We start from the raw sequence: 24,229 nt of genomic DNA on the forward strand, positions 1-24,229 counted from the left end.
ATCACTCCCTAGGTCGTCGCAACACGTACCCGACTCCGCGCACCGTGCGGATCAGCCGCGGTTCCCGGTTGTCCAGCTTCCGGCGCAGGTACGAGATATAAGTCTCTACAAGGGACGTGTCGCTGTCGAATTCCATGCCCCACACCTGCCGCAGCAGGTCCGCGCGGGACAGCACCTTGTCGACGTTGCGGATCAACTGCGTCAGCAGCCGAAACTCTGTGGCCGACAACTCGATCTCCTCGCCCGCCCGCCACACCTGGTGCGCCCGGGTCTCCAGCACCAGATCGCCGACCTCGAACCGCGTCGTCTCGGCATCACGACCGTCCAAAGTGCGCCGCAACACCGCCTCGATGCGCAGCCGCAGCTCCTCCAACCGGAACGGTTTGGTGAGGTAGTCGTCGCCCCCGGACAGGTACCCGCGCCGCAGGTCCTGCGCGGTGTCGCGGGCGGTCAGGAAGATGATCGGCGTCAGATCCGAAGCCGCCCGCAGCCTCGCCGCGACGGTGAACCCATCGAAATCGGGCATGTTCACGTCCAGCAGCACGATGTCGGGCCGCCGCTCCTCGACCGCGGCCATGGCCTGCACCCCGCTGCGGCACACGTGAACCTCGTACCCGGCGAACGACAGCGCGTCCAGCAGCATGTCGGCCAACAGCGATTCGTCCTCGACGACCAGCAGCCGGGCCGGGCTGCCGTCACCACGTCGCGCCACGCCCGGCTGGCCCGAAGCGTCGGCGGAGAAGGCGGGAAGAGCTCTCACGATCTCGAGCATGCACCGCGTAGTTGAGGGGTGGCTGGGCCGAAGGTGGGAGTTGGTTGGGAACCGGCTCCGAGAACTGTCAAACGGCGTTTCGAGGTGTTTGGGTGTAGGCACCGGCGCCGGTTGAACGTTTCATTCCATCTCGACAATCTTGAGGATTGTGCATGAGTGTTGCCATCCGGGGCGTCAAGAACGCCCTAAGAAACAAGATCAGGACCGCCGCGGTCTGTCTGGTCTTGGCAGTGGCCATCGGGCTGACACTGTCCATGTTGATCGCCAACCGGGCCGTGGACGCGAAACTGACCGCGTTGCGCGATGACATGGACACCACCATCACCGCCAACCCCGCTTTCGAACCCAAACCGGGCCAGCAGGACGACAAGTCCTCCGAGGAGGACTCCGCAGAGGACGAGTCGACCCTGCTGACCGAGGAACAACTGGAGGCGGTCCGCGACCTCGACCACGTCGACTCGGTCTCCGCGACCCTGACCGGCATGCTGGAAACCCCCACGGACGAGTCCGAGGAATCCGGCGGCAAGGGACCCATCACCCGGATGGGCGGCCCCGGCGGCGTCACCGGCGAGACCGACCTGGAATCCCCGATCGACGCCGACGACGTCGGCGCCCCCGAAGGCGCCAAGTTCCCGGTCCCACTCAACGGCGTAACCAACAATGTGGACGCGGACGGCAAACCCTTCACCCTCACCGACGGCGAACAACTCAGCGACGGCGACACCCGGGGCGCCCTCGTCAGCGACAAGGTGGCCGAGAAGAACGGCCTCGACGTGGGCGACACCTTCACCGCCTTCGACGAGGAGTTCACCGTCGTCGGCATCGCTAAAACCGGCGAGTACGACAGCATCGGCGTCACCATGCTCGCCGCAACCGTCCAAGAACTCTCCGAAGAGGACGGCTACTCCGGCTTCACCATAGAGGTCGACGACGCCGAGAACCTCGAAGCGGTCACCGAAGCGATCGGCGAGGAACTCGGCTCGACCGTCGAGGTCCGCTCCAGCTCCGACAGCGCCATGCAGGCCGTCTCGGGTCTGGAGTCCGTCAAACAGATCTCGTGGATCGGATTCCTGGTCTCCCTCATGTGCGCCGCGGTCATCGTCTTCTTCACCCTCACCATGACCGTCCGCGAACGCCGCAAGGAAGTCGGGGTACTCAAAGCCATCGGCGGCACCAACCGAGGCGTCATCGGCCAGTTCGTCACCGAAGCGGTAACCCTCGTGGTCCTGGGAACCGTCCTCGGCCTGGGCGTCGCGGCGGCCTCCTCGAACGTCATATCCGACGTCCTGGTCTCCTCCAACACCCCGTCCGAAGCCGAGTCCGACAAACTCACCAACGGCGGCCCCGGCATCGTCAAAGCGGGCCCGGGCGGCCCCGAATCCTCCCAAAGCGCCGCCGACCTCATCGGCGACGTAGCCGCCGGAATCGGCTGGGACACCCTGGGACTGGGTCTACTCGTCGCCCTGGGCATCGCCATCCTCGGCAGCGCCGTCCCCGCCTACCTGATCGCACGCGTCCGTCCGGCCGAAGTACTGCGAGGAGAATAGACATGTTGCAGGTCAACGACGTCACCAAACACTTCAAGTCCAGCGGCGGCACCGTGGCCGCGGTCGACGGCGTCAGCTTCGACATCCCCAACGGCCGCTTCGCCTCCATCGTCGGAAGCAGCGGCAGCGGCAAGAGCACCCTGCTGTCCCTCCTGGGAGCCCTCGACGCCCCCAGCGACGGCAGCATCCGCGTGGGCGACGTCGAGATCACCAAACTCTCGGCGCGCAAACAGGTCGCCTACCGCCGCAGCCGCATCGGCTTCGTGTTCCAGCAGTACTACCTGGTCCCCAACCTCACCGCACTCGAAAACGTCATGCTCCCACTCGAATTCGCGGGCCTACGAGCCAAAGCCCGCCGCCACCGAGCCGCCGAACTCCTCAAACAAGTCGGCATCACCGGCTCCAAACCCGGCAGACGCCCCGGCAAACTCTCCGGGGGCGAACAACAACGGGTGTCCATAGCCCGAGCACTAGCCAACTCCCCGGAACTCATCCTCGCGGACGAACCCACGGGCAACCTCGACAGCCGCAACGGCAGACGCATCGTCCGCCTCCTCAAAGAACTGTCGCGATCAGAGGGAACCACGGTAGTAGTCGTCACCCACGACCGCTCGGTAGCGGCGGACACCGACATGACCCTGTCCATGCAAGACGGCCGCATCGTCGACGGCGACCCCGACCCCGACGAGGAGGACTAACCGGCCGCGCACCGTCGCGGCATCAAGACAGGTGATCCCGCCGCCGGGGGAGGAGAGGGGCTCCCACTTCCCGGCGGCGGGATCACCCAACCGCAGCTCCACCGGTACCGCAATTTCTGACCGCTCTACCGCAATCTCAAGCATGGAAACCGCGCTCACCCGCGCCTAGTGTTCTGCCCATGACCTCGTCCAACTATGACGTCACCGCCACCACCACCGCCCCACCCGCAGTGGTGTGGCGGCTGCTGCTCGACGCCCGCACCTGGCCGCAATGGACACCCATCGACGAACTCGTCGTCGACCGCTCCACCGGCCTGGGCCCCGACAACGGCAGCACCCAAGTCGGCTCGGTAAGAGCCTTCCGCGTGGGCGAAGGCGTAACCGGCGAACGCGTCACCGAACTCGTCGACGAACGACGCTTCTCCTACGAGGACGCCTTCATCGACGTGATGAGCGACTACCAGGCCAGCATCGAACTGACCCCCACACCCACCGGCACCACAATCCGTTGGCACGGCACCTACACGCCCGCACCCGGCATGGAATCGGTCCTGCCCGACTACCTGCGCGACTTCATGCAACAGATGGCCGACGGCCTCGCCACCCACGCCGCCTCACTGACCAAGACCACCGACGGCTAACCGCCACCGATCCCCGCCAAAAGTCTCGCCCATGTCAGACGTCCCCACTACGATCCGGGCATGCGAGCTTCGGGAACCTTCATAGTCGCGGACTTCACCCCGTCCCCAGTACCGAGTCCCACGATCGAAACCGCGACCCCCGTCGGTCTCGCCACGATGGGCAAGCAGTTCGAAGGCGAAGTCACCGGCCGCGCCACCACCCTGTTCACAGCGGCGTTCGACCAGTCCACCGGCACGGGCACCTACGTCGCGATGGAATCCTTCGAGGGTTCGCTGCACGACCGCTCGGGCACGTTCAACTTCGCCCACTCGGCGACCACCACGGGCGAAGACCGCCAACACGAGCTGTTCGTCATCGTCCCGGGCAGCGGAACCGGTGACCTGGCGGGGATCACCGGTTCCGGCGGTATCGCGGTCGACCCGGATGGCACGCACCGCATCTGGTTCGACTACACCTGAAGCGCGGCCCGGGCCCAAGGACCAGTTCCTAGACGGGGCACTTCTTCCACGAGAAGTTGAAGATCGTGTTGATCGCCCCATCGGTGGAGTCCATCGCCACGAAGCTCTTCTTGGCCGGATCGTCGCCCGCCCCGACCCGCAACTCGGTGTTGATGTTGAAGTTCCGTTCCTCGCCACACGGCTTGTAAACGAGCTGATCGACGTCAGTCTCGTCGGTGTACTGCCAGTTGTCGCTGGCCGGAGCGCTCAGCTGGTGCTTGGAGGTGTGGGTCTCCGACATGCCCTGGAAGTAATACAGAGCCTGCTGCATGCCCGTCGCACCCGGTTCGAGGTGGGCGAACCCCCGATAGTCAGCGGTGGCGATGGCGTACGTAAAGCCTTGCGGCACATGAACTTCCAGGTTGAGCTGACAGTTCTTGCGGAAATCGGTCGGATCCGAGTTCCCACCCGCCTGAGCGAGGTACTCGCTGTAGGTGACGGTGAAAGCGGTGTTGTCGGGCGATACGGATACGGCGGCAGTGCCGGGTGCACAGCCGGAACCGTTGACGGTGGCGACCTTGATGGTGATCTGTTCGGTGGGCGGGTCATCGTCCTGGAAGGACGAAGCCTGAGCGGGGCTGGACAGCGCGGTCAACGCCAGTGCGGTGGCGGCGATCAGGCCGGTGAGCACGGGAATCCGTTTGCGGGCATACATGACGATCCTCTCGGAGAGGGAATTTGGGCATGTCGATCACTGGTGATTTCGGACTGTTCACAAGCGATCTACGGATCTATGTCTACCGATGTTCACAGTAAGTGTCAACTAATGCACTCTGAGTTTGTAGATCACTTATGGTCCTTAGGAAACAACACAGTGTTGCCATCGGCTGCTTCTCGCTGGGACCGGCACTGTCGTGAAGTGGCAGACTTGCGGCGCATGATCGATGAATTCGCGAAGGAATACCTGCACAACGACCTGCGGGGCATCCGCGAGCAGCTCCTGCGGAAGCTCGATGGGCTGTCTGAATACGACGTGCGTCGCCCATTGACCGCTACGGGGACCAACCTGCTCGGCCTGATCAAGCATCTGTCGCTATCGGAGTCCAGGTACTTCGGTGAGATCTTCGACCGACCATTCCCCGAACCGCTGCCCCGGTGGGATGATCTCGCGGCTCGCGGGTTCGACATGTGGGCGACTCAGGACGAGTCGCGGGAGGAGATCGTCAGGCGCTACCGGCGCGTGTGGGAGCACTCGGACGCCACGATCGAGGCTCTGGCCATCGACTCGGCTGGATATGTGCCGTGGTGGCCACGGCCCAATGTGAAGCTGTTCAACATCATGGTTCATGTGGTCAGTGAGACCAATCGGCATGCTGGACACGCCGACATCCTGCGCGAACAGCTGGACGGCTCGACGGGGGCACATGCCCAGCTGGCGGACTCGCAGTCGGAGGCGGAGTTCTGGGAGGCCCGATGCGCGGTGATCGAGGAGGCCGCTAGGGGAGCTGCTGGTGTCCATGATGGTGCGGAGAGCGGGCTTTAGGAGCTCGGGCGTTTGGGGTTGCGGGATCTTGGGTGGGGTGTGGACGATGGTGTGGTGACTGAGAAACGGTGGCCTTGGGTTGGGGCGATGGTGGGGATCGTGGTTGCTATCGCGGTTGCGGTCGGGGTGTCGTGGGTGTTGCTGAAGCCGGGGGATATTGAGGATGAGCGCGCTCGGATTGCTGCGGTGCAAGCGGTGGCGGCGATCGGGTTTGGGGTTGGCGGACTGGGCACGTTGCTGTTGTTCGTGCGGCGGCAGTGGCATCAGGAGCGGATCGCGGCTGATGATCGGAGGGAGGCGGATCGTCAGCATGAGCGGGAGTTGGCCAAGGCTGCTGATGACCGGCACGATGCGACTGAGCGGCGGATTACTGAGCTGTACATGACGGCTGCGGAGCAGTTGGGGCATGACAAGGCGCCGGTGCGGTTGGCGGCGTTGCATGCGCTGGACCGGCTGGGGCAGAACGAGGCTAATCATCGGCAAGTGATTGTGGACATTTGGTGTTCGTATTTGCGGCAGCCGTTTACGCCGCCGGCGCGATTTGTCGCGGCGGATGATGCTGAGCCCAAGGCGGCACCAGACGAGGATCACCCTGGCCTTTCACTCGAAACCGAGGCCGATCCTGCTGACCTTGAGTACGAAGTCCGCGCCACGGCTCAACGGCTTTTGATCAGCCATCTGAAAGACCCTCGGGATGACGATGACCGCACTGACGAGCCGCCGCCGGTCAAGCCTGACGGCTTCTGGAACCCGTCTCGTATCGACCTGACCGGAGCCACCCTCATCAACGCCAATTTCACCAGCTGCTGGCTCCCAACGACGACCTTTACCCGTACCCGTTTCCTCGGGCGCGCCTGGTTCAGTGGGGCGCGATTCTACGGGGCGCGGTTGTACGGGGGCGCCGTCTTCGAGGAGGCGCGGTTCGAAGGAGGCGCCTGGTTCAGCGGGGTGCGGTTCGACGGAGACGCCAACTTTGGTATGGCGCGGTTCGAGGGAAGAGCCTCCTTCTCCAGGGCACAGTTTGGGCAGCTCGCCTGGTTCGCCAGGGCGCAATTTGACGGGGACACCAGGTTCACCGACGCGCGATTTGATGGGGACACCAGGTTCACCAAGGCTCGGTTCGAGGGAAGCGTCTCTTTCTCCAGGGCACAGTTTGGGCAGAACGCCTGGTTCGACAAGACGCGGTTCGACGAGATAGCCGCCTTCGACCAGGCGTGGTTTGACGGGGACACCAGGTTCACCAAGGCTCGGTTCGCCGGTGATGCCGGGTTCATAAGGGTGCAGTTCACCGAGGACTCCCGGTTCGACGGGGTCATTGCGGTGTTGCCCTCAGCTGAAGGGCATACGCATGTGTGGCCAGCGGGTTGGGTGCTGGAACCGGATCCGGAAGGGCCGACGGATTGGGGACGCCTAGTGCAGGAACCGACGCCAACGGAGCCGGAACCTGACTCCCCAACGGCCGCTCCCTAAGGGAGCCCGAGGCTTAGGTCCGGACGGTGAGGGCCAAGCCCACACAGGCCAGCCAGGAAGGCCAGCCCACATTGGGCAGCCGGGAAGGCTGAGCCCGTGCTGGCCAGCCACGAAGGCTGAACCCGCACTGGATAGCGAGAGCGGAATGGGCTGCTCGGGCGACGGTGTCGGGTGATGCCGCGACGGGGTGGGCCAACGCCGCGAGCGGTGTGGGTCAGGACGGTCGCTACCTGACTCACACCGCTCGCGGTTGACCCGTTATCGCTGTTGGTTCAGTTGTGGGTGAGGGTTAGTCGTTGTCGCCATCGTTGTCGTTGGCGTCGTCGTCACCCTGGTCGTTGTCGTCGTCCTGGTCGGAGTCGTCGTCGTTCGCGTCGTCGGAGTCGTTGTCATCGTCGTCGGTGTAGACGTCGGTGGCCTTGCCCGTGACGGCGTCCACGGTGACGTCCTTGTGCTTGCCGTCGTCGGTGGTGACGTCGACCTCCCACTGCGGGTTGTTGGCGTCGTCGTCTAGTTCGATGGAGGTGACGTTGCCCTTGCCCGCTTTGTCGAGGGCGGCGGTGGCGGCGTCTTCAGGGGTGGTCTTGACCTGGTCGTTGGCGGCCTTGGCCTCGGTCCAGTCTTCCTTGTCGCCGTCGTCGTCGGTTTCCTTGTTGTGGTCCGTGACGTCGCCCTTGGCGGCGTCGATGGTGACCTCGTGCTCGGTGCCGTCGGAGGTGATGAAGTCAACCCTCCAGAACGGGGCGTCGTTGGTGCCCTCCAGCTCGATCGAGGTCAGGATGCCTTTGCTCACCTCGTCGGAGGCGGTGGCCGTGGCGTCGGCCAGCGAGATCTTCGGCTTGGTGGACGGGGTGGCGTCGTCTCCGTCGTCGTCGGTGCCGTCGTCGTCGCCGTCGTTGTCATCGTCGTCGGCGACCTGGGCTCCGGTTTCGTTGGCGTCGCCGTCGTCGGCGAAGGCCGTGGTGGCCAGGGCGGCGCTTCCTCCGACCAGGAGGACTCCGGTGGCTCCGGCGATGATCCAGCGGTTGCGGCGGTTCAGCAGTTTCTCGCTCATGGCGGCGTCCTTTGCGTTTGGGATTTCGTTTTGACAAGGACGACAATGGCGCGGACTTCCTGAATGCAGGCTTAAGTTGGCTGAAGGGGGTTTAAGGGTGGATTCAGGAACCCTGTGTCACGCTTTCGGACATGCGACTTTTGATTGTTGAGGACGAGAAACGCCTGGCAGATGTGGTGGCCGCGGGGTTGACCGCTGAGGGGTATGGCGTGGATGTGGCGAACGACGGGACCACGGGGTTCTCGATGGCTCGTCAGAATCCTTATGACGTCATCATTTTGGACATCATGTTGCCGGGGATGAACGGGTATCAGGTTTGCCGGAAGTTGCGGGAGGCGGAGGTGCGCACTCCGATTCTGATGCTGACCGCCAAGGACGGGGAGCATGATGAGGCGGACGGGTTGGATTTGGGAGCGGACGACTATCTGACGAAGCCGTTCTCGTTCGTGGTGTTGCAGGCGCGGATTCGGGCTTTGTTGCGGCGGTCGGTGAGTACCGCTCCTACGGTGTGGGAGTTCGGGGATCTGGTGATCGATCCGGCGGCGAAGACGGTGCGGCGAGGGGAGGCGGACATCTCGTTGACCGCCAAGGAGTTCGCGGTGCTGGAGTACCTGGCCAGTCGGGCGGGGGAGGTGGTGTCCAAGACCGAGGTGCTGGAGCACGTGTGGGACTTCGCGTACGACGGGGATGTGAACATCGTGGAGGTGTACATCTCGTACCTGCGGCGCAAGTTGGACGCGCCGTTCGGGCGGCAGGCGATCACGACGCTGCGCGGGGCCGGGTATCGATTGGCGGCCGACGGTGGCTGAGCGGCGACGGAAGTTGTGGCCCGCGTCGGTGAGGGCCCGGACCACCATCGCGGCCGGGTTGGTCGTGGCGGTGGCCCTGGTGGCGGTGGGGTTCCTGGTGGTGACCCTGTTGCGGCACAACCTCGTCGGCAGTGCGGAGTTGAAGGCGGAGTTCCAGGCGCAGACGTTGGCTGACAAGTTGTCGACCGGCACGCCGCCCGCTGACCTGACGTTGCCCGACGACGATGACGAGCTGGTGCAGATCGTCGACGCCAACGGGAAGGTGGTCAAGGCCAGTGAGGAGTTGGAGGACCAGGTCGCGGTGGGGGACTTCGCGCCGCAGGTCTCGGTGCCCAAGGACTCGGAGACCGAGACCGATGACGGGGACGACGACGATGATGACGACGCGGACGACTACGACGACGACCGCGGCGACGACGAGCCCGGCAAGGTCAGTCCGGACATCGAGTACCAGACGCTGACGGTGCCGAGGGAGGACGGCCGGTTCCGGTTCGCGGCGGTCAGTGTGCTGACCCCGGACGAGAAGCCGCTGTCGGTGTACTCGGGGGTGTCGTTGTCTACTCAGGATGAGGCCGTCAACGACGTCTCCCGGATCATGCTGATGGCGTTGCCGGTTCTGTTGATCGTGGTGGCGGCCGTGACGTGGCTGGTCACCGGGCGGGCGTTGCGGCCGGTGTCGGCGATTCGCGCCGAGATGGCCGAGATCACCGCCGGGGACTTGTCGCGGCGGGTGCCGGAACCGGCCGGGCGGGACGAGATCTTCGCGTTGGCGCGCACCACCAACCAGACGCTGGAGGCGCTGGAGACCGCGGTGGCGCAGCAGCGGCGGTTCATCGCCGACGCCTCGCACGAGTTGCGCAGTCCGCTGGCGATCCTGCGGGCGCAGTTGGAGGTGGCCGGGTCGCATCCGGAGTTGCTCGACATCGACGCGACTCTCAACGACGTGGTGCGGTTGCAGAGTCTCGCCACCGACCTGTTGCTGCTGGCCCGGTTGGACGCGGGGGAGCGGCCCTCGCACGCCCGGCTGAACCTGACCGAGTTGGTGCGCGAGGAGGTGGCACGGCGGGCGGCCACCGACCGGGTGCCGGTGCACCTGAGCCTGGCCGAGGGCGTGGAGGTGCTGGGAGTGACCGGGCACCTGGTGCGGGTCCTGACCAACCTGCTGGACAACGCGCAGCGCCACACCGACGACGCGGTGGCGGTTTCGGTGCGATCCGAAGCGGGGCAGGCGATCCTGAGCGTCGAGGACGACGGTGACGGTATTCCGGAGGACAAGCGCGAGTCGGTGTTCGGGCGCTTCACCCGGCTGGACGACGCCCGCAGCCGCGACGCGGGTGGCGCCGGTCTGGGGTTGGCCATCGTGCGCGACGTCGTGACCGCCCACGGCGGCACCATCGCGGTGGCGCGGGCGGAATCCGGGGGAGCGCGGTTCGTAGTCCGGCTGCCGCTGGCCAAAAGCGACAGCCAATAGACTTCCGAGAATGCGTGGAAGTCTAGTGACGGTCGCCGTGGCCGTGTCCCTGCTGGCCGGCTGCACCTCGGCCGGTTCCCCCGACACCGAATCAGCGTCGAAATCGAAGAACGACGAGCCCACCACCTGGGTCTACCAGCTGGAGGGCTACCCCGACGGCACCCTCGACGAGATCGTCAAGGCGCCCCACGAGGCGGCCGTCATCGACCTGGCCCGCGACGGCGGCGACGACTACTTCTCCAAGAAGGAGATCACCGAGGTCAAGGACTCCGGTAAGACGACGCTGTCGTACTTCTCGATGGGCTCGATCGAGAAGTACCGCCCCGAGTACGACGACATTGCCGCAAGCGACCTGATGCTCAACCGCTGGGACGACTGGCCCGACGAGAACTTCGTCAAGTACTGGGAGGACGAGTGGTGGGACAAGGTGGTGCGTCCGCGTCTCGACCTGTCGATGGAGGCCGGGTTCGACGGCGCCTACCTCGACGTCCCCAACGCGTACGAGGACATCGACCTCGACCTGGTTCCCGGCGAGACCCGCGAAAGCCTGGGCCGCAAGATGACCGACCTGATCATCAAGATCAGCGAGTACACCAAGAAGCGCGAACCCGACTTCATGGTGCTGCCGCAGAACTCCCCGGAACTGCGCGAGTTCGACGGTTACATGGACGCGATCGACGGCCTGGGCGTCGAGGACCTGTTCTTCCTCGACTCCGACAAGCCCTGCACCGAGGAATGGTGCGAGGAGAACCTGAACAACGTGCGCGCGATCCGCGAGGCCGGGAAGCTCGTCCTGTCGGTCGACTACGCCAGCGAGGAATCCAATATCGAGAAAGCCTGCGAACACTACGCCGAGGAGGACTTCGCCGGGTACGTCAGTGTCGTGGAACTGGACCGGATCAAGCCTCCCTGCCCGTAACCCGCACGAACTACAGTGGCCTTAGTACCGCTCCCCGTACCCCCGCTAAGGATCCCCGGTGCCCGAGATCGAGCTGACCGAAACCGAACGCCGTATCGCGATGGCGATGAACACCGGACGGCTGGTGGATCTGCGCGAGACCGACGATCCGGTGCGGGCGGCGGTGCTTCAGAAGCTGCTGGACGAGGCGGGCGACGTGGCGGTGGCGCTGCGGGTGCGGGGCGCCCGCATTGTCGGGCACCTCAACCTGGGCGGGCGCCACATCCGCATCCCCGTCGACCTGCGCGAATGCCACTTCACCGGCAAGATCCTGCTGGCCAAGTCGCGGCTGCCGGAGCTGTCGCTGCGCGGCTCGCACTGCCCGCTCGGCCTGTCGGGCCGGGGCCTGCACATCGACGGCGCGCTCAACCTCGCCGACACGAGGATGGACGACACGCTCTACCTCAAGCGGCTGTGCGCCGAGATCGTGTTCCTGGACGGGGCGCACCTGCGCAGCACCAACTTCGCGTTGCAGTTGCGCGGCGCCGAGGTCAAGCAGGAGCTGTACTGCGGCCGCCGCTTCACCGCGCACGGCAAGGTCTTCATGTACGGCATCAAGATCGGCGGCCAGCTGGACATGAACGACGCCGTTCTGCACAACAGCGGCGAGAACTGCCTGGTGCTGAACAATTCCGAGGTCCGTCAGGACGTGCAGCTGCGCAACGCCCGCATCGCCGGGACGACCCGGTTCACCAAGGCGAAGATCGGCGGGAACCTGGAGCTGACCTCGATGGCGGCCTCGGCTCCCGGCGACAGCGCGGTGGTCGCCGACATGATCGAGGTCGAGCAGAACGTCCTGCTCAACAAGGGTTTCTCCGCGATCGGGGAGGTGGACTTCTTCCTGGCCCGCGTCGGCGGCCGTCTCGAAGTGGACGGCGCCTGGCTGAGCAATCCCGGCGGCGACGCGTTCTCGGCCTCGCGGGCCACCATCGGACAGTCGTTGCTGCTCAACGACCTCGCCACCCAGGGCGCCATCCGCCTCTACGGGTCCAAGATCACCGGACAGCTGTCGGTCAACGGGTCCACCATCATCAGTCCCGACCGGATCGCCCTGGACATGGGGCAGTGCGAGATCGTCCAGTCACTGTGGATCTGTCGGGGTTCCCGCATCGAGGGCACCGTCGACCTGACCAACGCTCGCATCGGCAACCGGTTCTCGCTGCGGGAGTCCACGGTGGCCTGTGTCATCGCCACCGACCTGTCCATGGACATCCTCGACGACGACCCCGAGTGCTGGCCCGCCGGTTCCCACATCGGCGGCATGACCTACCGCAACCTGCCCGAGGACGGCCGCGGCTACGTGCACAACCGGACGGACTGGCTGAAACGCATGGTGCCGCAGTACACCCCGCAGCCGTACACCCAGCTGATCTCGGTGTACCGGTCGCTGGGCAACAACGCCGCCGCCCGCGTCGTCGTCATCGAGCAGGAGGCCACCCACCGCCGTTCACATTGGAACTGGGCCTACCGCACCGTGTCGAGGGCCTGGGGCGGGATTCTACGATGGACGATCGGCTACGGTTACGCCCCTTGGCGAGTGGTGCCGTGGATGACCGGACTGTTCCTGGCGGCCTGGGCCGTGTTCTCCGTCAAGGGCGCCTTCTCCTCGGCGGAGGTCTTCTCGCAGTCCCGCAAGGGCGGCAACCACGAGGAGTTCCACGCGGCGCTGCACGCCCTGGACACCGTGCTGCCGGTGATCGCGCTGGAGAACGACAAACAGTGGATCGCCAACGGCGCCTTCGCCTGGTGGGAGGCGGGTTTCGCCAGTTTCGGCTGGTTCCTGAGCCTGTTGGCCGCCGCCGGGGTCGCCGGGGTCTTCAAGCGACAGTGACCCCGGCCCGCTTCCCGGGAAGCGGACCGGGGCCGTATGCGGTTAGTCCTGTGTGGGTTCCTCGTCCGCGTCGTCGGCGGCTTCGGGCTCGGGCTCGCCCTCGGCGAGGATCTGGTACAGCCCGCGCCGTCCGTCCTCGAGCAGCTTCCTGGCCTTGGCGCGACCGACCGGGCCCGCCGACTGGATCACCTGCATCAGCGCGGTTCCCGACTGCTGGGCCAGGTTCATCAGTTCGACGACGTCATCGTCGATCTGTGGGGTCATCGCCTCCCACGGGGCTTCCACCTCGTCGGCGTGCTCGGCGATGTAGGCCGTTCCGGCCTCGGTGAGCTCGAACAAGGTCTTGCGTCCCTCTCCGGTGGGCTGGACCAGTCCCTCGTCGGTGAGCTGTTGCAGCGCGGGGTAGACCGCGCCGGGGCTGGGGCGCCAGCCGCCCTGGCTGCGTTCGGCGATGGCCTGCATCACCTGGTAGCCGTTCATCGGGCCCTCGCCCAACAGCGACAGGATCGCCGCCCGGACGTCGCCCCGTCGGGCCTTGCGGCCTCGATGCCCGAAGCCGCGGCCGCCGCCGAAACCCGGCGGGAACGGTGGCATCGGGGGCATGGGCGGCATCCCGCCCCATGGACCGCCCATGCCGGGCGGTCCATAGCCGCGGTGATGTGAGTGGTGCCGGCCACGACCCCGGCCACGGCCTCGGCCGTGCGAGGAGTCGCCCTCGGCGTGGGAGCGGCGCATGCCGCGCAGGGTTTCGCGCATGTCGGCGCCCCAGGGGTTGTTCCACGAGTGTTCGCGAGACATTGTCATTCCTATCTTTGACCTATCGACGACTGTCGTCGATGCGTCAAAGATATATCGTTAGTGTTCCGACAGCAAACCCCTGGCAGAAAAAATCTCGAAAACTAAGAGCTGCACCCCGTGGGAGCGTCCTTGGACGCCGGGATCTTCTTGTCCACCGGCTTCGACAGCGCCTGCGCCAGCTGCCCCGGCTGCTCGTACTTGTTCGGAACCGTCAGTTCCACCGCCAGCTCGCGATCCACCGTGGTCCAGGTGGTGGTCTTCTTCGACTTGTCCGCGAACCAGCAGGTCGGGCCCAGCCGGTACACCTTCGCGTCCTTCGCCACCTTCACCGGCTCGACGCCACAGCGCAGCTTCGCGGCCGGATCGCCCCAGGCCCCGGCGATCTCCGGCGCTCCGTTGTCACCCGACACCACCCGGCGTTTGAGGTCCCCCAAGGGATCGGGCAGCTTCGTGATCAGCGCCCGGCAGTACTTGAAATCCTCATCGGACAGATCCGGCGCGGCGACCTCGACGGCCTCGTCGGGCACATCGGACGACTCCTCCTCGGCCCCGGCCATCGATCCCATGAACGAGATCGCTCCGAACAACGCCACCAGCGTGACCGGAATCGCCACCAACGTCGCGATCCGCGCGGCCCGGCGCCGCTCCTGCCGGGAGGCGGTGGCCTTCTCGTCCCGCGATTTCGCCGACACAGCCGGTTTCTCGTCCTCGGCCACCGCCGCGCTCCTTCTACAAATGGACGACTGAACACGTCAAGGTTCGGGTAATACCCGACACCTGCTGCACCTTACTGACCACCATCTTGCCCAGTTCGTCCACGGTGCGCGCCTGTGTGAGCACCACGACGTCGTAGGGACCGGTCACCGAGTCGACCTTGACCACACCTTCAATGTCGATAATCGACAAGGCCACGTCACGGGCCTTGCCGACCTCGGTCTGGATGAGTATGTACGCCTGGACCACGACACGTCTCCTTCTGCCAGATCCTCAAGTTGACACCATCCTGTCGCGCTGCGCAAGGAGTCTTTTCGGAATTGTCGGTTTCACCCCGTGGTGCCGCGCCTGACCGCGCGAGGGCATCGGCGACACTGTTTCGCGTGGGAAACGACGACAACACGCTGACACGGGTAGGGGAGTTCGGTCTCATCAAACGGGTCACGCAACGACTGCCCGTCCACGATGACTGCCTGCTGGGCCCCGGAGACGACGCGGCCGTGGTGGCCGCCTCCGACCGCCGGGTCGTCGCCTGCACCGACGTCCTCGTCGAGGGACGGCACTTCCGCCGCGACTGGTCCAGCGCCACCGACGTCGGCCACCGCGCCGCCGCGGCCAACCTCGCCGACATCGTGGCGATGGGGGCCCGCCCCACCGGGCTGCTGGTGGGCATGTGCCTGCCCGGGGACCTGCCGGTGGAGTGGGCCGAGGAGCTGGCCGACGGCCTGGCCGCCGAGGCCGACCTGGTGGGCGTGAGCGTCGTGGGCGGCGACACGGTGTCCTCGAAGGAGCTGACGATCGCCGTCACCGCACTGGGCGACCTACAGGGCCGGGCCCCGGTCACCCGCTCGGGAGCCAGGATCGGCGACATCGTGGCGGTGTCGGGACGGCTGGGCTGGTCGGCGGCGGGCTACACGATCCTGTCGCGCGGCTTCCGCTCCCCAGGAGCGCTGGTGGCCGCGCACCGGCGGCCCGAGGTTCCCTACGCGGCCGGACCGCTGGCCGCCGCCCTGGGCGCCACCGCCATGATCGACGTCTCCGACGGGCTGCTGTCGGATCTGGGGCACATCGCCGAGTCGTCCCACGTGTCCATCAACGTGGAGTCCAAGACACTGGAGATCACCGAGGCGATGGCCAACGCGGCCCAGGCCATGGGCGTCGACCCGCTGGCCTGGGTGCTGACCGGGGGAGAGGACCACGCCCTGGCGGCGACCTTCCCGCCCGACGTGCTGCTGGGCGGCGACTGGCGGATCATCGGCCGGGTCGGCGTCGGACGTGGCGTCACAGTGGACGGTTCGGCCTACGAGGGCTCGACCGGCTGGGACCACTTCCGCTAGGGAGCAAGAGCACAGCCGTTAGGTGGCCGCGAAAGCGGGCACACAAAACACCGCCGGGCACCAGCCCGGCGGTGGAAGCCTGTACGTCTTAGCGGGAGACCTTACCGGCCTTCAGGCAGGAGGTGCACACCTTGACCCGCTTCAGGTTGTCGCCCGAGCCAGTCGACGCGCGCACGCTCTGCAGGTTGGGGTTCCACCGACGGTTGGTCTTCTTCTTCGACCACGGGACGTTGTGGCCGAAGCCGGGGCCCTTGCCGCACACTTCGCACTTGCGGGACATGATGCTCGTACTCCTGAGTGATTGTCTGAGCGCTGTCGCGTCCGTACCGCGGACAGCCGGGCAAGCCTACCCGATGGCCGAAACCCAGCTGAACGGGCATTGGCGGTATGGGCCACCCGGTCAGAATCCGGCTCACGTCTTGGGATGCTTTGCCATGACACACTAGTCTTTGACCTGATTCGCGGCGTGACCCACCCCTTTGGAAAGTGACCTCCCTATGACGTACCCACCGCAGCAACCCCAGGACTGGGGAGGCCAGCAACCCTACGATCCCAACCAGCAGGGGTACGGCCAGCAGCCGCAGCCGGGGTTCGACCAGCAACTTCCCAGCTATGACCTCGAACCGCAGCCGGGTCAGTACCAGCAGGACCCGTACGCGCAGCCCCAGGTCGACCCGTACCAGCCGCCGCAGCCGTCCTACGACCCCGCGCAGTACTCGGCGCCGCCGGTCAGCGTCGCGCCCGCCAGCGGCCAGCCGTACGGCGGTGGCCCCATGCTGCCACCGGCCGCGCCCAAGAGCAGCGCTCCGGTGTGGATCTTCATCGTCGGCGGTGTGGTGTTGCTCGCACTGATCGGCGTGGGTGTGTTCTTCGCCATCAAGTCCACCGGCGGCAGTCCCGACGACGACAAGACGGACTCGGCCAACGAGAAGTCCGAGGAGCCCTCCGACGACCCGCCCTCGGCATCACAGTCGCCCAGCGGCGACATGATCGTCGACACCAACACCGGTCTGGGCTTCAAGAGCATGTCGGGCTGGCAGACCATGGACACCTCGGCGGGGATCCCGGTTCCGGGCTTCACGTCCTTCCAGGGGCAGCAGTACGAGGTGACCACCGACTGGGTGGCGATGCTGGGTGTCGGCGAGATCGACGCGTCCACCTTGGGCTACAAGGACTCCGGTGATCTGAAGGACACCGTCAAGGCCATCGCCAAGGAGTACGACAAGAACAACTTCGGCAAGGACCCCAAGGGTCTGGACCGCGACGTGAAGGCCGAGTACGACGACGCCGACCTCGCCGGGAAGAAGGCCATCACGATGGCCTACCACCTGACCTGGGACAAGGGTGAGAACCCCGACACCGGAGAACAGATCGTCATCGCCGTGATCGACGTCGGCGGCGGCAAGGCGGCCGGATTCCTGGGCAGCCTGCCCGACTCCACGCCGAAAGACCAGGTGGACGCGGCCGTGGAGGCCGCCGGAACCCTGGCCTTCAGCTAGTACGACGTCGCCCCCCGGCGGACCGGCCGAAACTCCCGAAGTATTCGGCCGGTCGTATGATCGTGCGCGCGTGGACGCCACCCTCCGCGACGGGTACGTTTTTGTCGAAGCTTTGCCACGCGCCAATTACCTTGTGGAAGTCGAGCCATGTCCTATCCCCCGCAGCAGCCGGAGAACGGCTGGTCGGACCAGCAAGAAGAGCCGGTCGACCCCTTCGCACAGGGCAATGCGGTCCACCAGCCCGCCGCGCCACAGCAGCCCGGTCAGGTCTACGGCCAGCCGATCCAGCAGCAGCCGGAGTACCCCCAGCAGCCCGAGCAGGGGCAACAGCCGCCGGTGTACCAGGCGCAGCCGCCGGTCTACTACCCCGAGCAGCAGCCGGGGTACCCGCCGTCCGACCAGACCCAGGCGCTGCCGCCGAGGGCCGCCCACGACGCTCCGCCCGCGCAGCCGTTCCCGGCCGCCCAGCCCTACCCGGCACAGGACGCGAACCCGCAGCCTCCGGCGGCGCAGCCCTACTACCAGCCCGCCGAGCCGAACACGGCCGAGCAGCAGGGCCATTTCCAGCAGTCCCCGCCCGCGCAGCCGTACTACCAGCCCGTCGACCCCAACGCGGGTCAGCAGCAGGGCTACCCGCAGGCGCAGCCGCTGCCCGACCCGTTCGCGACGCAGCAGCCCGAACAGCCGTTCTCGCAGGCCCCGGTCTCGGCCAGCCCGACCTCGGCGGAGCCGTACTCGGCCCAGCCGTATTCGGCGCAGCCCGCGTCCGGGCAGCCGTTCTCGGCGCAGCCCTACTCACCGTCCGCCGCCGGGGCCACCCCGCCGGGCGTGCCGGAGTCGCCGTTCGCGGCCGCGCCCACCCACAACCCGATGAACACGCCCGCCCCGGTCAGCGCCCAGCCCACCTCGGGCGGCCAGCCGTGGGGCGGCAGCCCGAGCACCCCGTACTTCACGCCCCGCAAACCGCGTCGCGGCCTGCCGCGCTGGTTCTATGTGGTCGGTGTGATCATCGTCGTGGCGGCGCTGGGCGCCGGAGGTTACGTGTGGCTGGGCCCGGGTCTGGGCGGCGAGGAGCCGAAGGACGAGGCCTCGGCGTCGGCCACCAAGGACGCGGACAAGTCGTCCGAGAAGCCCACCGAGGAGAAGTCCGAGGCCGAGAAGCAGCCGGATCTGGTGACCGACAAGGGTTCCGGGCTCGGGTTCGTTCAGTTGCCGAAGCCGTGGACCGAGGAGTCGGACACCAAGTTCCCCGGTTTCAAGGACACCACCGGCCAGGTGCTGACCAACAAGGGCAGCGTGCCCGGCTGGTTCGTCGCCGGTGAGGTCGACGCCAAGAAGATCAAGTACAAGGGCGTCGACCAGCTCGCCGACTCCGGCGCGCAGCTCGCCGGGTTCATCGACGACAAACACTGGACCGACGCCAAGGGCAAGCAGCTCAAGGGCGCCAAGCGCGAGACCAAGTTCAAGTACAACTACATCCGCATCGACGGCCACCGGGGCGTCTACCTGACCTATCGCATGGGCTGGAGCTCCGACAAGGTCAAGGACAAGAGCGCGGACGTGGTCGTCGGGCTGGTCGACGTCGGTGACGGCAAGGCCGCGGGCTTCTTCGCGGTGGTTCCGGAGTCTTTGTCGGACAAGCAGAAACCCGCGGTCGAGGACACCATCCTGTCACTTCGTTTCGAATAGTGATTATGCTCAGCAACTGTGCATGAACGGCGCGAGAACTCCAGTCCTGCCGAAAAGGCCATGGATGTCGTTCTCGTGCGACGGTGGTACCGCTCCAGCCTGGAGACGCTGACGCTGCACCGGCGCACCGTCGACGCCCTCAACGTGTTCCCCGTCCCCGACGGGGACACCGGCACCAACCTCGTGGCCACCCTGACGGCGGCCTGCGAGGCGCTGGACGAGCTGGGCGACAACGCCTCGCTCCCGGAGGTCACCCACCGCGCCGCCCGGGGCGCGCTGCTGGGGGCGCGCGGCAACTCCGGCGTCATCCTGGCCCAGATGCTGCGCGGCCTGGCCGACACCTGGGGAGTGGACACAGTCGACTCGCGGGGCCTGGCGGCGGGACTGCGGCAGGCCTGCCACGCGGCCAACGACGCGGTGGCGGCCCCGGCCGAGGGCACCATCCTCACCGTCGCGCGGGCCGCTGCCGAAGCCGCCGAGAACCACGCCAACACCCCGTTGCCGCAGGCCTGCGAGGCGATCAGCCGGGCCGCCGCGGCGGCCGTGTCGGCCACGGTCGACCAGCTGCCCGCCCTGGCCCGCGCGGGCGTCGTGGACGCGGGCGGCCTGGGCCTGGCGCTCATGCTCGACGTCCTGGTGGCGGTGACCGGCGGAACCACAACGGGAGCGGCGCTGCGAGCGGCCGACACGGCCTCCCGAACCGCCCGGCTGCGCACGGCGGTCCAAGTCCCACGCGAGTCCGGCTCCGAGGAGTACGCCTACGAGGTGCAGTACCTGCTCGACGCCGAGACCGACGCCGTCGACCGGCTGCGCACCATCCTGTCCGGTCTGGGCGACTCGCTGGTGATCGTCGGCGCCGCCAGCGCCGAACCGGGCTCCGGCTCGGCCGCGGCGGAGCTGCGCACCTGGAACGTCCACGTTCACGTCAACGACATCGGGGCCGCCATAGAGGCCGGGATCGAGTCGGGGCGGGTGTACCGGCTGTCGGTCACCCGGTTCGCCGACCAGGTCGCTGCCGGGGGAGAGGTGGCCGTCGAGTCGCCGTCGGGACAGCGCGGGGTCGTGGTCATCGCCGAGGGCTCCGGGCTGGCCCAGGTGCTGCGCGGCGAGGGCGCTCTGCCCGTCAGCGGCGGGCGACCGTCTACTCAGGAAGTGCTCGGCGCCTGTCGCTCCAGCGGCGGCTCCGACGTCATCGTGCTGGCCGACGAGTCCAGCCACGCCGTCGCCGAGAGCGCCGCCGCCCTGGCCCGCGCCGACGGTTTCCGGGTCGCGGTCATCCCGACCCGTTCGCCGGTGCAGGCTTTGGCCGCGCTGGCGGTGCGCGACCCCGGCCGCCGCTTCGACGACGACGTCATCGCCATGGCCGAGGCCGCGGGCGGTTGCCGACACGCCGAGGTGACCATCGCCGCCCGCGACGCGCTGACCAGCGTCGGCAAGTGCGAACGCGGCGACTTCCTGGGCCTTGCCGACGGCGACGTCGTCCTCATCGGCGCCGACCTGGAGAAACTGCTGATCGAACTGACCGGCCGGTTGTGCTCGGCGGGCGCCGAACTGCTCACCATTGTGGCCGGATCGGGCCTGGAGTCACAGGTCCTTGATAACGTCGCCGCGAATCTGACGCGACAATGGCCCCTTGTGGATGTTCAGTGTCTTGACGGGGGGCAGTCGCGCCACCTCGTCTTGATCGGAGCCGAATAGTGGCGACACTGGATACCAAACTCAGCGCCGTGGTGGGCGCCAAGACCGCCACCGCGCTGGCCAACCACCTCGACATGGCCGTCGTCGGTGACCTCATCCACCACTACCCGTTCCGCTACGCCCAGCGCGGCGAGCGCACCGACCTGGACTCGCTCGAGATCGGCGAACAGGCCACAGTGCTCGCCCAGGTCAGGGCCGTCACCAACAAACCCATGCGCTCGCGGCGCGGCAGCATGCTCGAGGTCGTCGTCTCCGACGACGACGGCCGCACCCTCACGCTCACCTTCTTCAACCAGCCCTGGCAGACCCGCTACCTCAAGGCCGGACGCTGGGGCCTGTTCTCCGGCAAGGTCACCGAGTTCCGGGGCCGCCGCCAGCTCAACGGACCGGACTTCCGGATGCTGGCCGACCCGGACGACGACGAGGCCGGGGAGATGATCGAGGAGTTCGCCGGGGCCCTGATCCCCGTGTACCGGGCCGCCGGGAAGGTACCCACCTGGACCATCGCCCGCTGCGTGCGGGTCGCCCTCGACGTCCTGGAACCGCCCGCCGACCCGCTGCCGGAAGACCTGCGGCACAAGCATTCCCTCATCGGCTTCAACGACGCGCTGCACGCCATCCACCGTCCGGAGTCGACGGAGCAGCTGTACGCCGCCAAGAAGCGTCTCAAGTGGCAGGAGGCGTTCTCGCTCCAGCTGACCCTGGTGCAGCGCAAGGCCCGCGCCGCCACCACCCCGGCCGTCCCCCGGCCGGGCCGCGACGACGGCCTGCTGGCCGCCTTCGACGCCAAGCTGCCCTTCGAACTCACCGACGGCCAACGCGAGGTCGGCGACGAGCTCGCCGCCGCGCTGTCGACCCCGCACCCGATGCACCGGCTGCTGCAAGGCGACGTCGGCGCCGGTAAGACCCTCGTGTCGGTGCGGGCGATGTTGCAGGTCGTGGACTCCGGTGCCCAGGCCGTGCTGCTCGCGCCCACCGAGGTGCTGGCCGCCCAGCACTACCGGACCATCCTCAAACAGCTGGGGGACCTGGGCCGCGGCGGAGAACTGGGCGCGCCGACCGAAGCCACCCGGGTCACGCTCGTGACCGGTTCCCTTGGCGCCAAGGCCAAACGGGAGGCACTGGCCAGCCTCGCCGACGGCAGCGCCGGCATCGTCGTGGGCACGCACGCGCTGCTGTACGAGGGCGTCGACTTCGCCGACCTGGGGCTCGTCGTCGTCGACGAACAGCACCGCTTCGGCGTCGAACAGCGCGACGCGCTGCGCGCCAAGGCTTCCGACCCGCCGCACGTGCTGGTGATGACGGCGACGCCGATTCCCCGCACCGTCGCCATGACCGTCTACGGCGACCTGGAGACCAGCAAGCTCGGCCAACTGCCGCAGGGACGCTCGCCCATCAAGACCCACGTCGTGCCCGGCACCGACGAACGCTGGGTGGCCCGGTCCTGGCAGCGGCTGCGCGAGGAGGTCGGCAAGGGACACCAGGCGTACGTGGTGTGCCCCCGGGTCGGCGACGACGACAAAGTGGACGACTCGGAACGCCGGGCCCCGCTGGCGGTGCTGGACGTCGGGCCCCGGCTCGCCGACGGCCCGCTGTCGGGACTGAAGCTGGGAATCCTGCACGGCCGGATGCCGCCCGACGAGAAGGACGCCGTGATGGGCCGGTTCTCGGCCGGGGAACTGGACGTCCTGGTGGCCACCACCGTCATCGAGGTGGGCGTCGACGTCCCCAACGCCACCATGATGGTGATCATGGACGCCGAACGCTTCGGGGTGTCGCAGCTGCACCAGCTGCGCGGCCGGGTGGGCCGGGGCAGCGCGCCCGGACTGTGCCTGCTGGTCACCGAGGCCAACGCCGCGTCCCCGTCCGGCGAGCGGCTGGAGGCCGTCGCCTCCACCACCGACGGATTCCGGCTGGCCGAACTGGACCTGGAGCAGCGGCGCGAGGGCGACGTCCTGGGCGACGCCCAGTCGGGCGCCAAGTCGCACGTGCGGCTGCTGTCGCTGCTGCGCGACGCCGAACTCATCGGGGAGGCGCGCGCCGAGGCCGTCGAGGTCATCGCCGCCGACCCCGAACTGGAACGCCATCCCCGGCTGGCCGCCGCCATCGCGGCGCTGGTCGACGACGACCGTGCCGAATACCTGGAGAAGAGTTGACACGCATCATCGGCGGCAGCCTCGGCGGACGCAGGCTGTCCACACCCGAGGGCGACAACACCCGGCCCACCTCGGACCGGGTGCGCGAGGCGCTGTTCGGGTCGCTGGAGGCCGCCGGGGTCCTCGACGGCGCGCACGTGCTCGACCTGTACGCCGGTTCCGGCGCCGTCGGACTGGAAGCACTGTCGCGGGGCGCGGCCAGCGCGCTGTTCGTCGAGTCGCACGCCGCCACCGCCCGGGTGCTGCGCCGCAACATCGCCGCGCTGGGCGTGGCCGCCGAGACCGACGTCAACACCGCGAAGCTGCCCGCCGCGCTCAAACAGGAACCGCCGCGCCGCTTCGACCTGGTCTTCGCCGACCCGCCCTACGCCCTGGACCCCACCGACCTGGCGATCGTCCTGTCGCACCTGGTGGAACTGGACTGGCTGTCCGAGGACGCCGACGTCGTCGTCGAAGGCCCCGCTCGCGGCGGCGAACCGTTCTGGCCCGAAGGGCTCACCCGCGACCGCAGTCGTCGCTACGGCGAAACAATTCTTTGGTACGGTCACCGCTCGTGGACCTGAATCAAGGCGCACCGAGCGACCAGACCCCCGCGAACCGGCGCGCACTCTGCCCCGGCTCCTTCGATCCGACCACCAACGGGCACCTCGACATCATCAACCGCACCGCGAAGCTGTACGACCACGTCTACGCCGCGGTGTTCGTCAACCCCTCCAAGCCCGGACTGTTCTCCATGGACGAGCGGATGGAGATGCTGCAGGAGGTCACCGGACACCTGCCCAACGTCTCGGTGGCGTCCTTCAAGGGACTGACCGTCGACTTCTGCCGCGAACACGACGTGGGCGTCATCGTCAAAGGCCAGCGCGCGGTCTCCGACTTCGACTATGAACAACAGATGGCACAGATGAACTACGGCCAGGCCGGAGTGGAAACCCTGTTCATGCCGACGAACCCGCTGTACTCGTTCCTCTCGTCCAGTCTCGTGAAGGACGTGGCGAAATGGGGCGGCGACGTCTCCTCGCACGTGCCAGCGCCCGTGGCCGCCAGACTAGTGACACGGTTCGGTAACGGGTAGCGCAGACTAGAGGCAGCGCGGGACGAAATGT

24 protein-coding genes are annotated in these 24,229 nt (G+C 67.3%); 17 read left to right on the forward strand and 7 right to left on the reverse strand.

The annotated features are described in order from the left end of the window. Position 1: 1 nt before the first annotated feature. Positions 2 to 772, reverse strand: a complete 771-nt coding sequence (locus SNAS_RS10330; protein WP_013017360.1) for a response regulator transcription factor — start codon at positions 770 to 772, stop codon at positions 2 to 4. Between the two features lie 152 nt (positions 773 to 924). Between SNAS_RS10330 and SNAS_RS10335 the strand changes: the two genes are divergently transcribed. From SNAS_RS10335 to SNAS_RS10350, 4 genes are all read left to right on the forward strand, one after another. Next, positions 925 to 2,319: an ABC transporter permease gene (locus SNAS_RS10335; RefSeq protein ID WP_013017361.1), complete on the forward strand. Its 1,395-nt coding sequence runs from the start codon at positions 925 to 927 to the stop codon at positions 2,317 to 2,319. 2 nt (positions 2,320 to 2,321) lie between these two features. After that, entirely contained in the window at positions 2,322 to 3,017 is a 696-nt protein-coding gene (locus tag SNAS_RS10340; protein WP_013017362.1) for an ABC transporter ATP-binding protein, read from the forward strand. 179 nt (positions 3,018 to 3,196) lie between these two features. Beyond that, positions 3,197 to 3,658 carry an SRPBCC family protein gene (locus SNAS_RS10345; protein ID WP_013017363.1) on the forward strand — a complete coding sequence of 154 codons (462 nt, stop codon included), beginning with the start codon at positions 3,197 to 3,199 and terminating at the stop codon, positions 3,656 to 3,658. Positions 3,659 to 3,718: 60 nt separating this feature from the next. Further along, positions 3,719 to 4,117: a DUF3224 domain-containing protein gene (locus SNAS_RS10350; RefSeq protein ID WP_013017364.1), complete on the forward strand. Its 399-nt coding sequence runs from the start codon at positions 3,719 to 3,721 to the stop codon at positions 4,115 to 4,117. Between the two features lie 28 nt (positions 4,118 to 4,145). Here the strand turns inward: SNAS_RS10350 and SNAS_RS10355 are convergent, their stop codons facing one another. After that, a complete protein-coding gene (locus SNAS_RS10355; protein WP_013017365.1) occupies positions 4,146 to 4,811 on the reverse strand; it encodes a DUF4360 domain-containing protein in 666 nt (221 codons plus the stop codon). A gap of 222 nt (positions 4,812 to 5,033) precedes the next feature. Here SNAS_RS10355 and SNAS_RS10360 point away from each other — a divergent pair, with 222 nt between their 5' ends. Then, on the forward strand, positions 5,034 to 5,639 hold the full coding sequence (locus SNAS_RS10360; protein ID WP_013017366.1) for a DinB family protein: 606 nt from the start codon (positions 5,034 to 5,036) through the stop codon (positions 5,637 to 5,639). 87 nt (positions 5,640 to 5,726) lie between these two features. After that, the gene (locus tag SNAS_RS10365; RefSeq protein WP_052304969.1) at positions 5,727 to 7,109 is read left to right on the forward strand and encodes a pentapeptide repeat-containing protein; all 1,383 of its coding nucleotides are present in this window, start codon (positions 5,727 to 5,729) and stop codon (positions 7,107 to 7,109) included. 289 nt (positions 7,110 to 7,398) lie between these two features. Here SNAS_RS10365 and SNAS_RS37160 read toward each other — a convergent pair whose 3' ends face one another. Then, a complete protein-coding gene (locus tag SNAS_RS37160) occupies positions 7,399 to 8,163 on the reverse strand; it encodes a PepSY domain-containing protein (RefSeq protein WP_013017368.1) in 765 nt (254 codons plus the stop codon). 131 nt (positions 8,164 to 8,294) lie between these two features. Here SNAS_RS37160 and SNAS_RS10375 point away from each other — a divergent pair, with 131 nt between their 5' ends. Genes SNAS_RS10375 through SNAS_RS10390 form a run of 4 tightly spaced genes read left to right on the forward strand, consistent with a single transcriptional unit; the run spans position 8,295 to position 13,232 of the window. Continuing rightward, positions 8,295 to 8,972: a response regulator transcription factor gene (locus SNAS_RS10375; RefSeq protein ID WP_013017369.1), complete on the forward strand. Its 678-nt coding sequence runs from the start codon at positions 8,295 to 8,297 to the stop codon at positions 8,970 to 8,972. A 28-nt stretch (positions 8,973 to 9,000) separates the two neighbouring features. Next, on the forward strand, positions 9,001 to 10,443 hold the full coding sequence (locus SNAS_RS10380) for a sensor histidine kinase (RefSeq protein WP_013017370.1): 1,443 nt from the start codon (positions 9,001 to 9,003) through the stop codon (positions 10,441 to 10,443). Positions 10,444 to 10,453: 10 nt separating this feature from the next. Then, on the forward strand, positions 10,454 to 11,362 hold the full coding sequence (locus SNAS_RS10385; RefSeq protein ID WP_013017371.1) for a glycoside hydrolase family 191 protein: 909 nt from the start codon (positions 10,454 to 10,456) through the stop codon (positions 11,360 to 11,362). A 58-nt stretch (positions 11,363 to 11,420) separates the two neighbouring features. Beyond that, positions 11,421 to 13,232, forward strand: coding sequence for a hypothetical protein (locus SNAS_RS10390; RefSeq protein WP_013017372.1), 1,812 nt, complete (start codon positions 11,421 to 11,423; stop codon positions 13,230 to 13,232). Between the two features lie 42 nt (positions 13,233 to 13,274). Here SNAS_RS10390 and SNAS_RS10395 read toward each other — a convergent pair whose 3' ends face one another. The 3 genes from SNAS_RS10395 to SNAS_RS10405 all read right to left on the reverse strand — a co-directional run bounded on the left by SNAS_RS10395 (position 13,275) and on the right by SNAS_RS10405 (position 14,993). After that, complete coding sequence (locus SNAS_RS10395; protein ID WP_013017373.1) at positions 13,275 to 14,030, reverse strand: PadR family transcriptional regulator; 756 nt, start codon at positions 14,028 to 14,030, stop codon at positions 13,275 to 13,277. Between the two features lie 101 nt (positions 14,031 to 14,131). Next, on the reverse strand, positions 14,132 to 14,746 hold the full coding sequence (locus SNAS_RS10400) for a DUF3515 family protein (protein WP_013017374.1): 615 nt from the start codon (positions 14,744 to 14,746) through the stop codon (positions 14,132 to 14,134). 13 nt (positions 14,747 to 14,759) lie between these two features. Next, positions 14,760 to 14,993 carry an Lrp/AsnC ligand binding domain-containing protein gene (locus SNAS_RS10405; RefSeq protein WP_013017375.1) on the reverse strand — a complete coding sequence of 78 codons (234 nt, stop codon included), beginning with the start codon at positions 14,991 to 14,993 and terminating at the stop codon, positions 14,760 to 14,762. 134 nt (positions 14,994 to 15,127) lie between these two features. Here SNAS_RS10405 and SNAS_RS10410 point away from each other — a divergent pair, with 134 nt between their 5' ends. Further along, complete coding sequence (locus SNAS_RS10410; RefSeq protein ID WP_013017376.1) at positions 15,128 to 16,081, forward strand: thiamine-phosphate kinase; 954 nt, start codon at positions 15,128 to 15,130, stop codon at positions 16,079 to 16,081. Positions 16,082 to 16,169: 88 nt separating this feature from the next. Here SNAS_RS10410 and rpmB read toward each other — a convergent pair whose 3' ends face one another. Next, positions 16,170 to 16,361, reverse strand: a complete 192-nt coding sequence (rpmB, locus tag SNAS_RS10415) for a 50S ribosomal protein L28 (protein ID WP_013017377.1) — start codon at positions 16,359 to 16,361, stop codon at positions 16,170 to 16,172. A 217-nt stretch (positions 16,362 to 16,578) separates the two neighbouring features. Between rpmB and SNAS_RS32630 the strand changes: the two genes are divergently transcribed. The 6 genes from SNAS_RS32630 to coaD all read left to right on the forward strand — a co-directional run bounded on the left by SNAS_RS32630 (position 16,579) and on the right by coaD (position 24,198). After that, on the forward strand, positions 16,579 to 17,580 hold the full coding sequence (locus SNAS_RS32630; protein ID WP_013017378.1) for a flagellar basal body-associated FliL family protein: 1,002 nt from the start codon (positions 16,579 to 16,581) through the stop codon (positions 17,578 to 17,580). 147 nt (positions 17,581 to 17,727) lie between these two features. Then, on the forward strand, positions 17,728 to 19,269 hold the full coding sequence (locus tag SNAS_RS10425; protein WP_013017379.1) for a PAT1 family protein: 1,542 nt from the start codon (positions 17,728 to 17,730) through the stop codon (positions 19,267 to 19,269). Positions 19,270 to 19,329: 60 nt separating this feature from the next. After that, entirely contained in the window at positions 19,330 to 20,967 is a 1,638-nt protein-coding gene (locus SNAS_RS10430; RefSeq protein ID WP_013017380.1) for a DAK2 domain-containing protein, read from the forward strand. Further along, entirely contained in the window at positions 20,967 to 23,123 is a 2,157-nt protein-coding gene (gene recG / locus SNAS_RS10435; protein WP_013017381.1) for an ATP-dependent DNA helicase RecG, read from the forward strand. Before SNAS_RS10430 ends, recG begins: the two co-directional genes overlap by 1 nt. Then, positions 23,120 to 23,686 (forward strand): 16S rRNA (guanine(966)-N(2))-methyltransferase RsmD, encoded by a 567-nt coding sequence (gene rsmD, locus SNAS_RS10440; RefSeq protein ID WP_013017382.1) that lies wholly within the window; start codon positions 23,120 to 23,122, stop codon positions 23,684 to 23,686. The genes recG and rsmD overlap by 4 nt, the downstream gene beginning before the upstream one ends. Continuing rightward, positions 23,677 to 24,198 (forward strand): pantetheine-phosphate adenylyltransferase, encoded by a 522-nt coding sequence (gene coaD, locus SNAS_RS10445; protein ID WP_013017383.1) that lies wholly within the window; start codon positions 23,677 to 23,679, stop codon positions 24,196 to 24,198. The genes rsmD and coaD overlap by 10 nt, the downstream gene beginning before the upstream one ends. Positions 24,199 to 24,229: the final 31 nt, after the last annotated feature.

It is taken from the genome of Stackebrandtia nassauensis DSM 44728 (assembly GCF_000024545.1).
Taxonomy (GTDB): domain Bacteria; phylum Actinomycetota; class Actinomycetes; order Mycobacteriales; family Micromonosporaceae; genus Stackebrandtia; species Stackebrandtia nassauensis.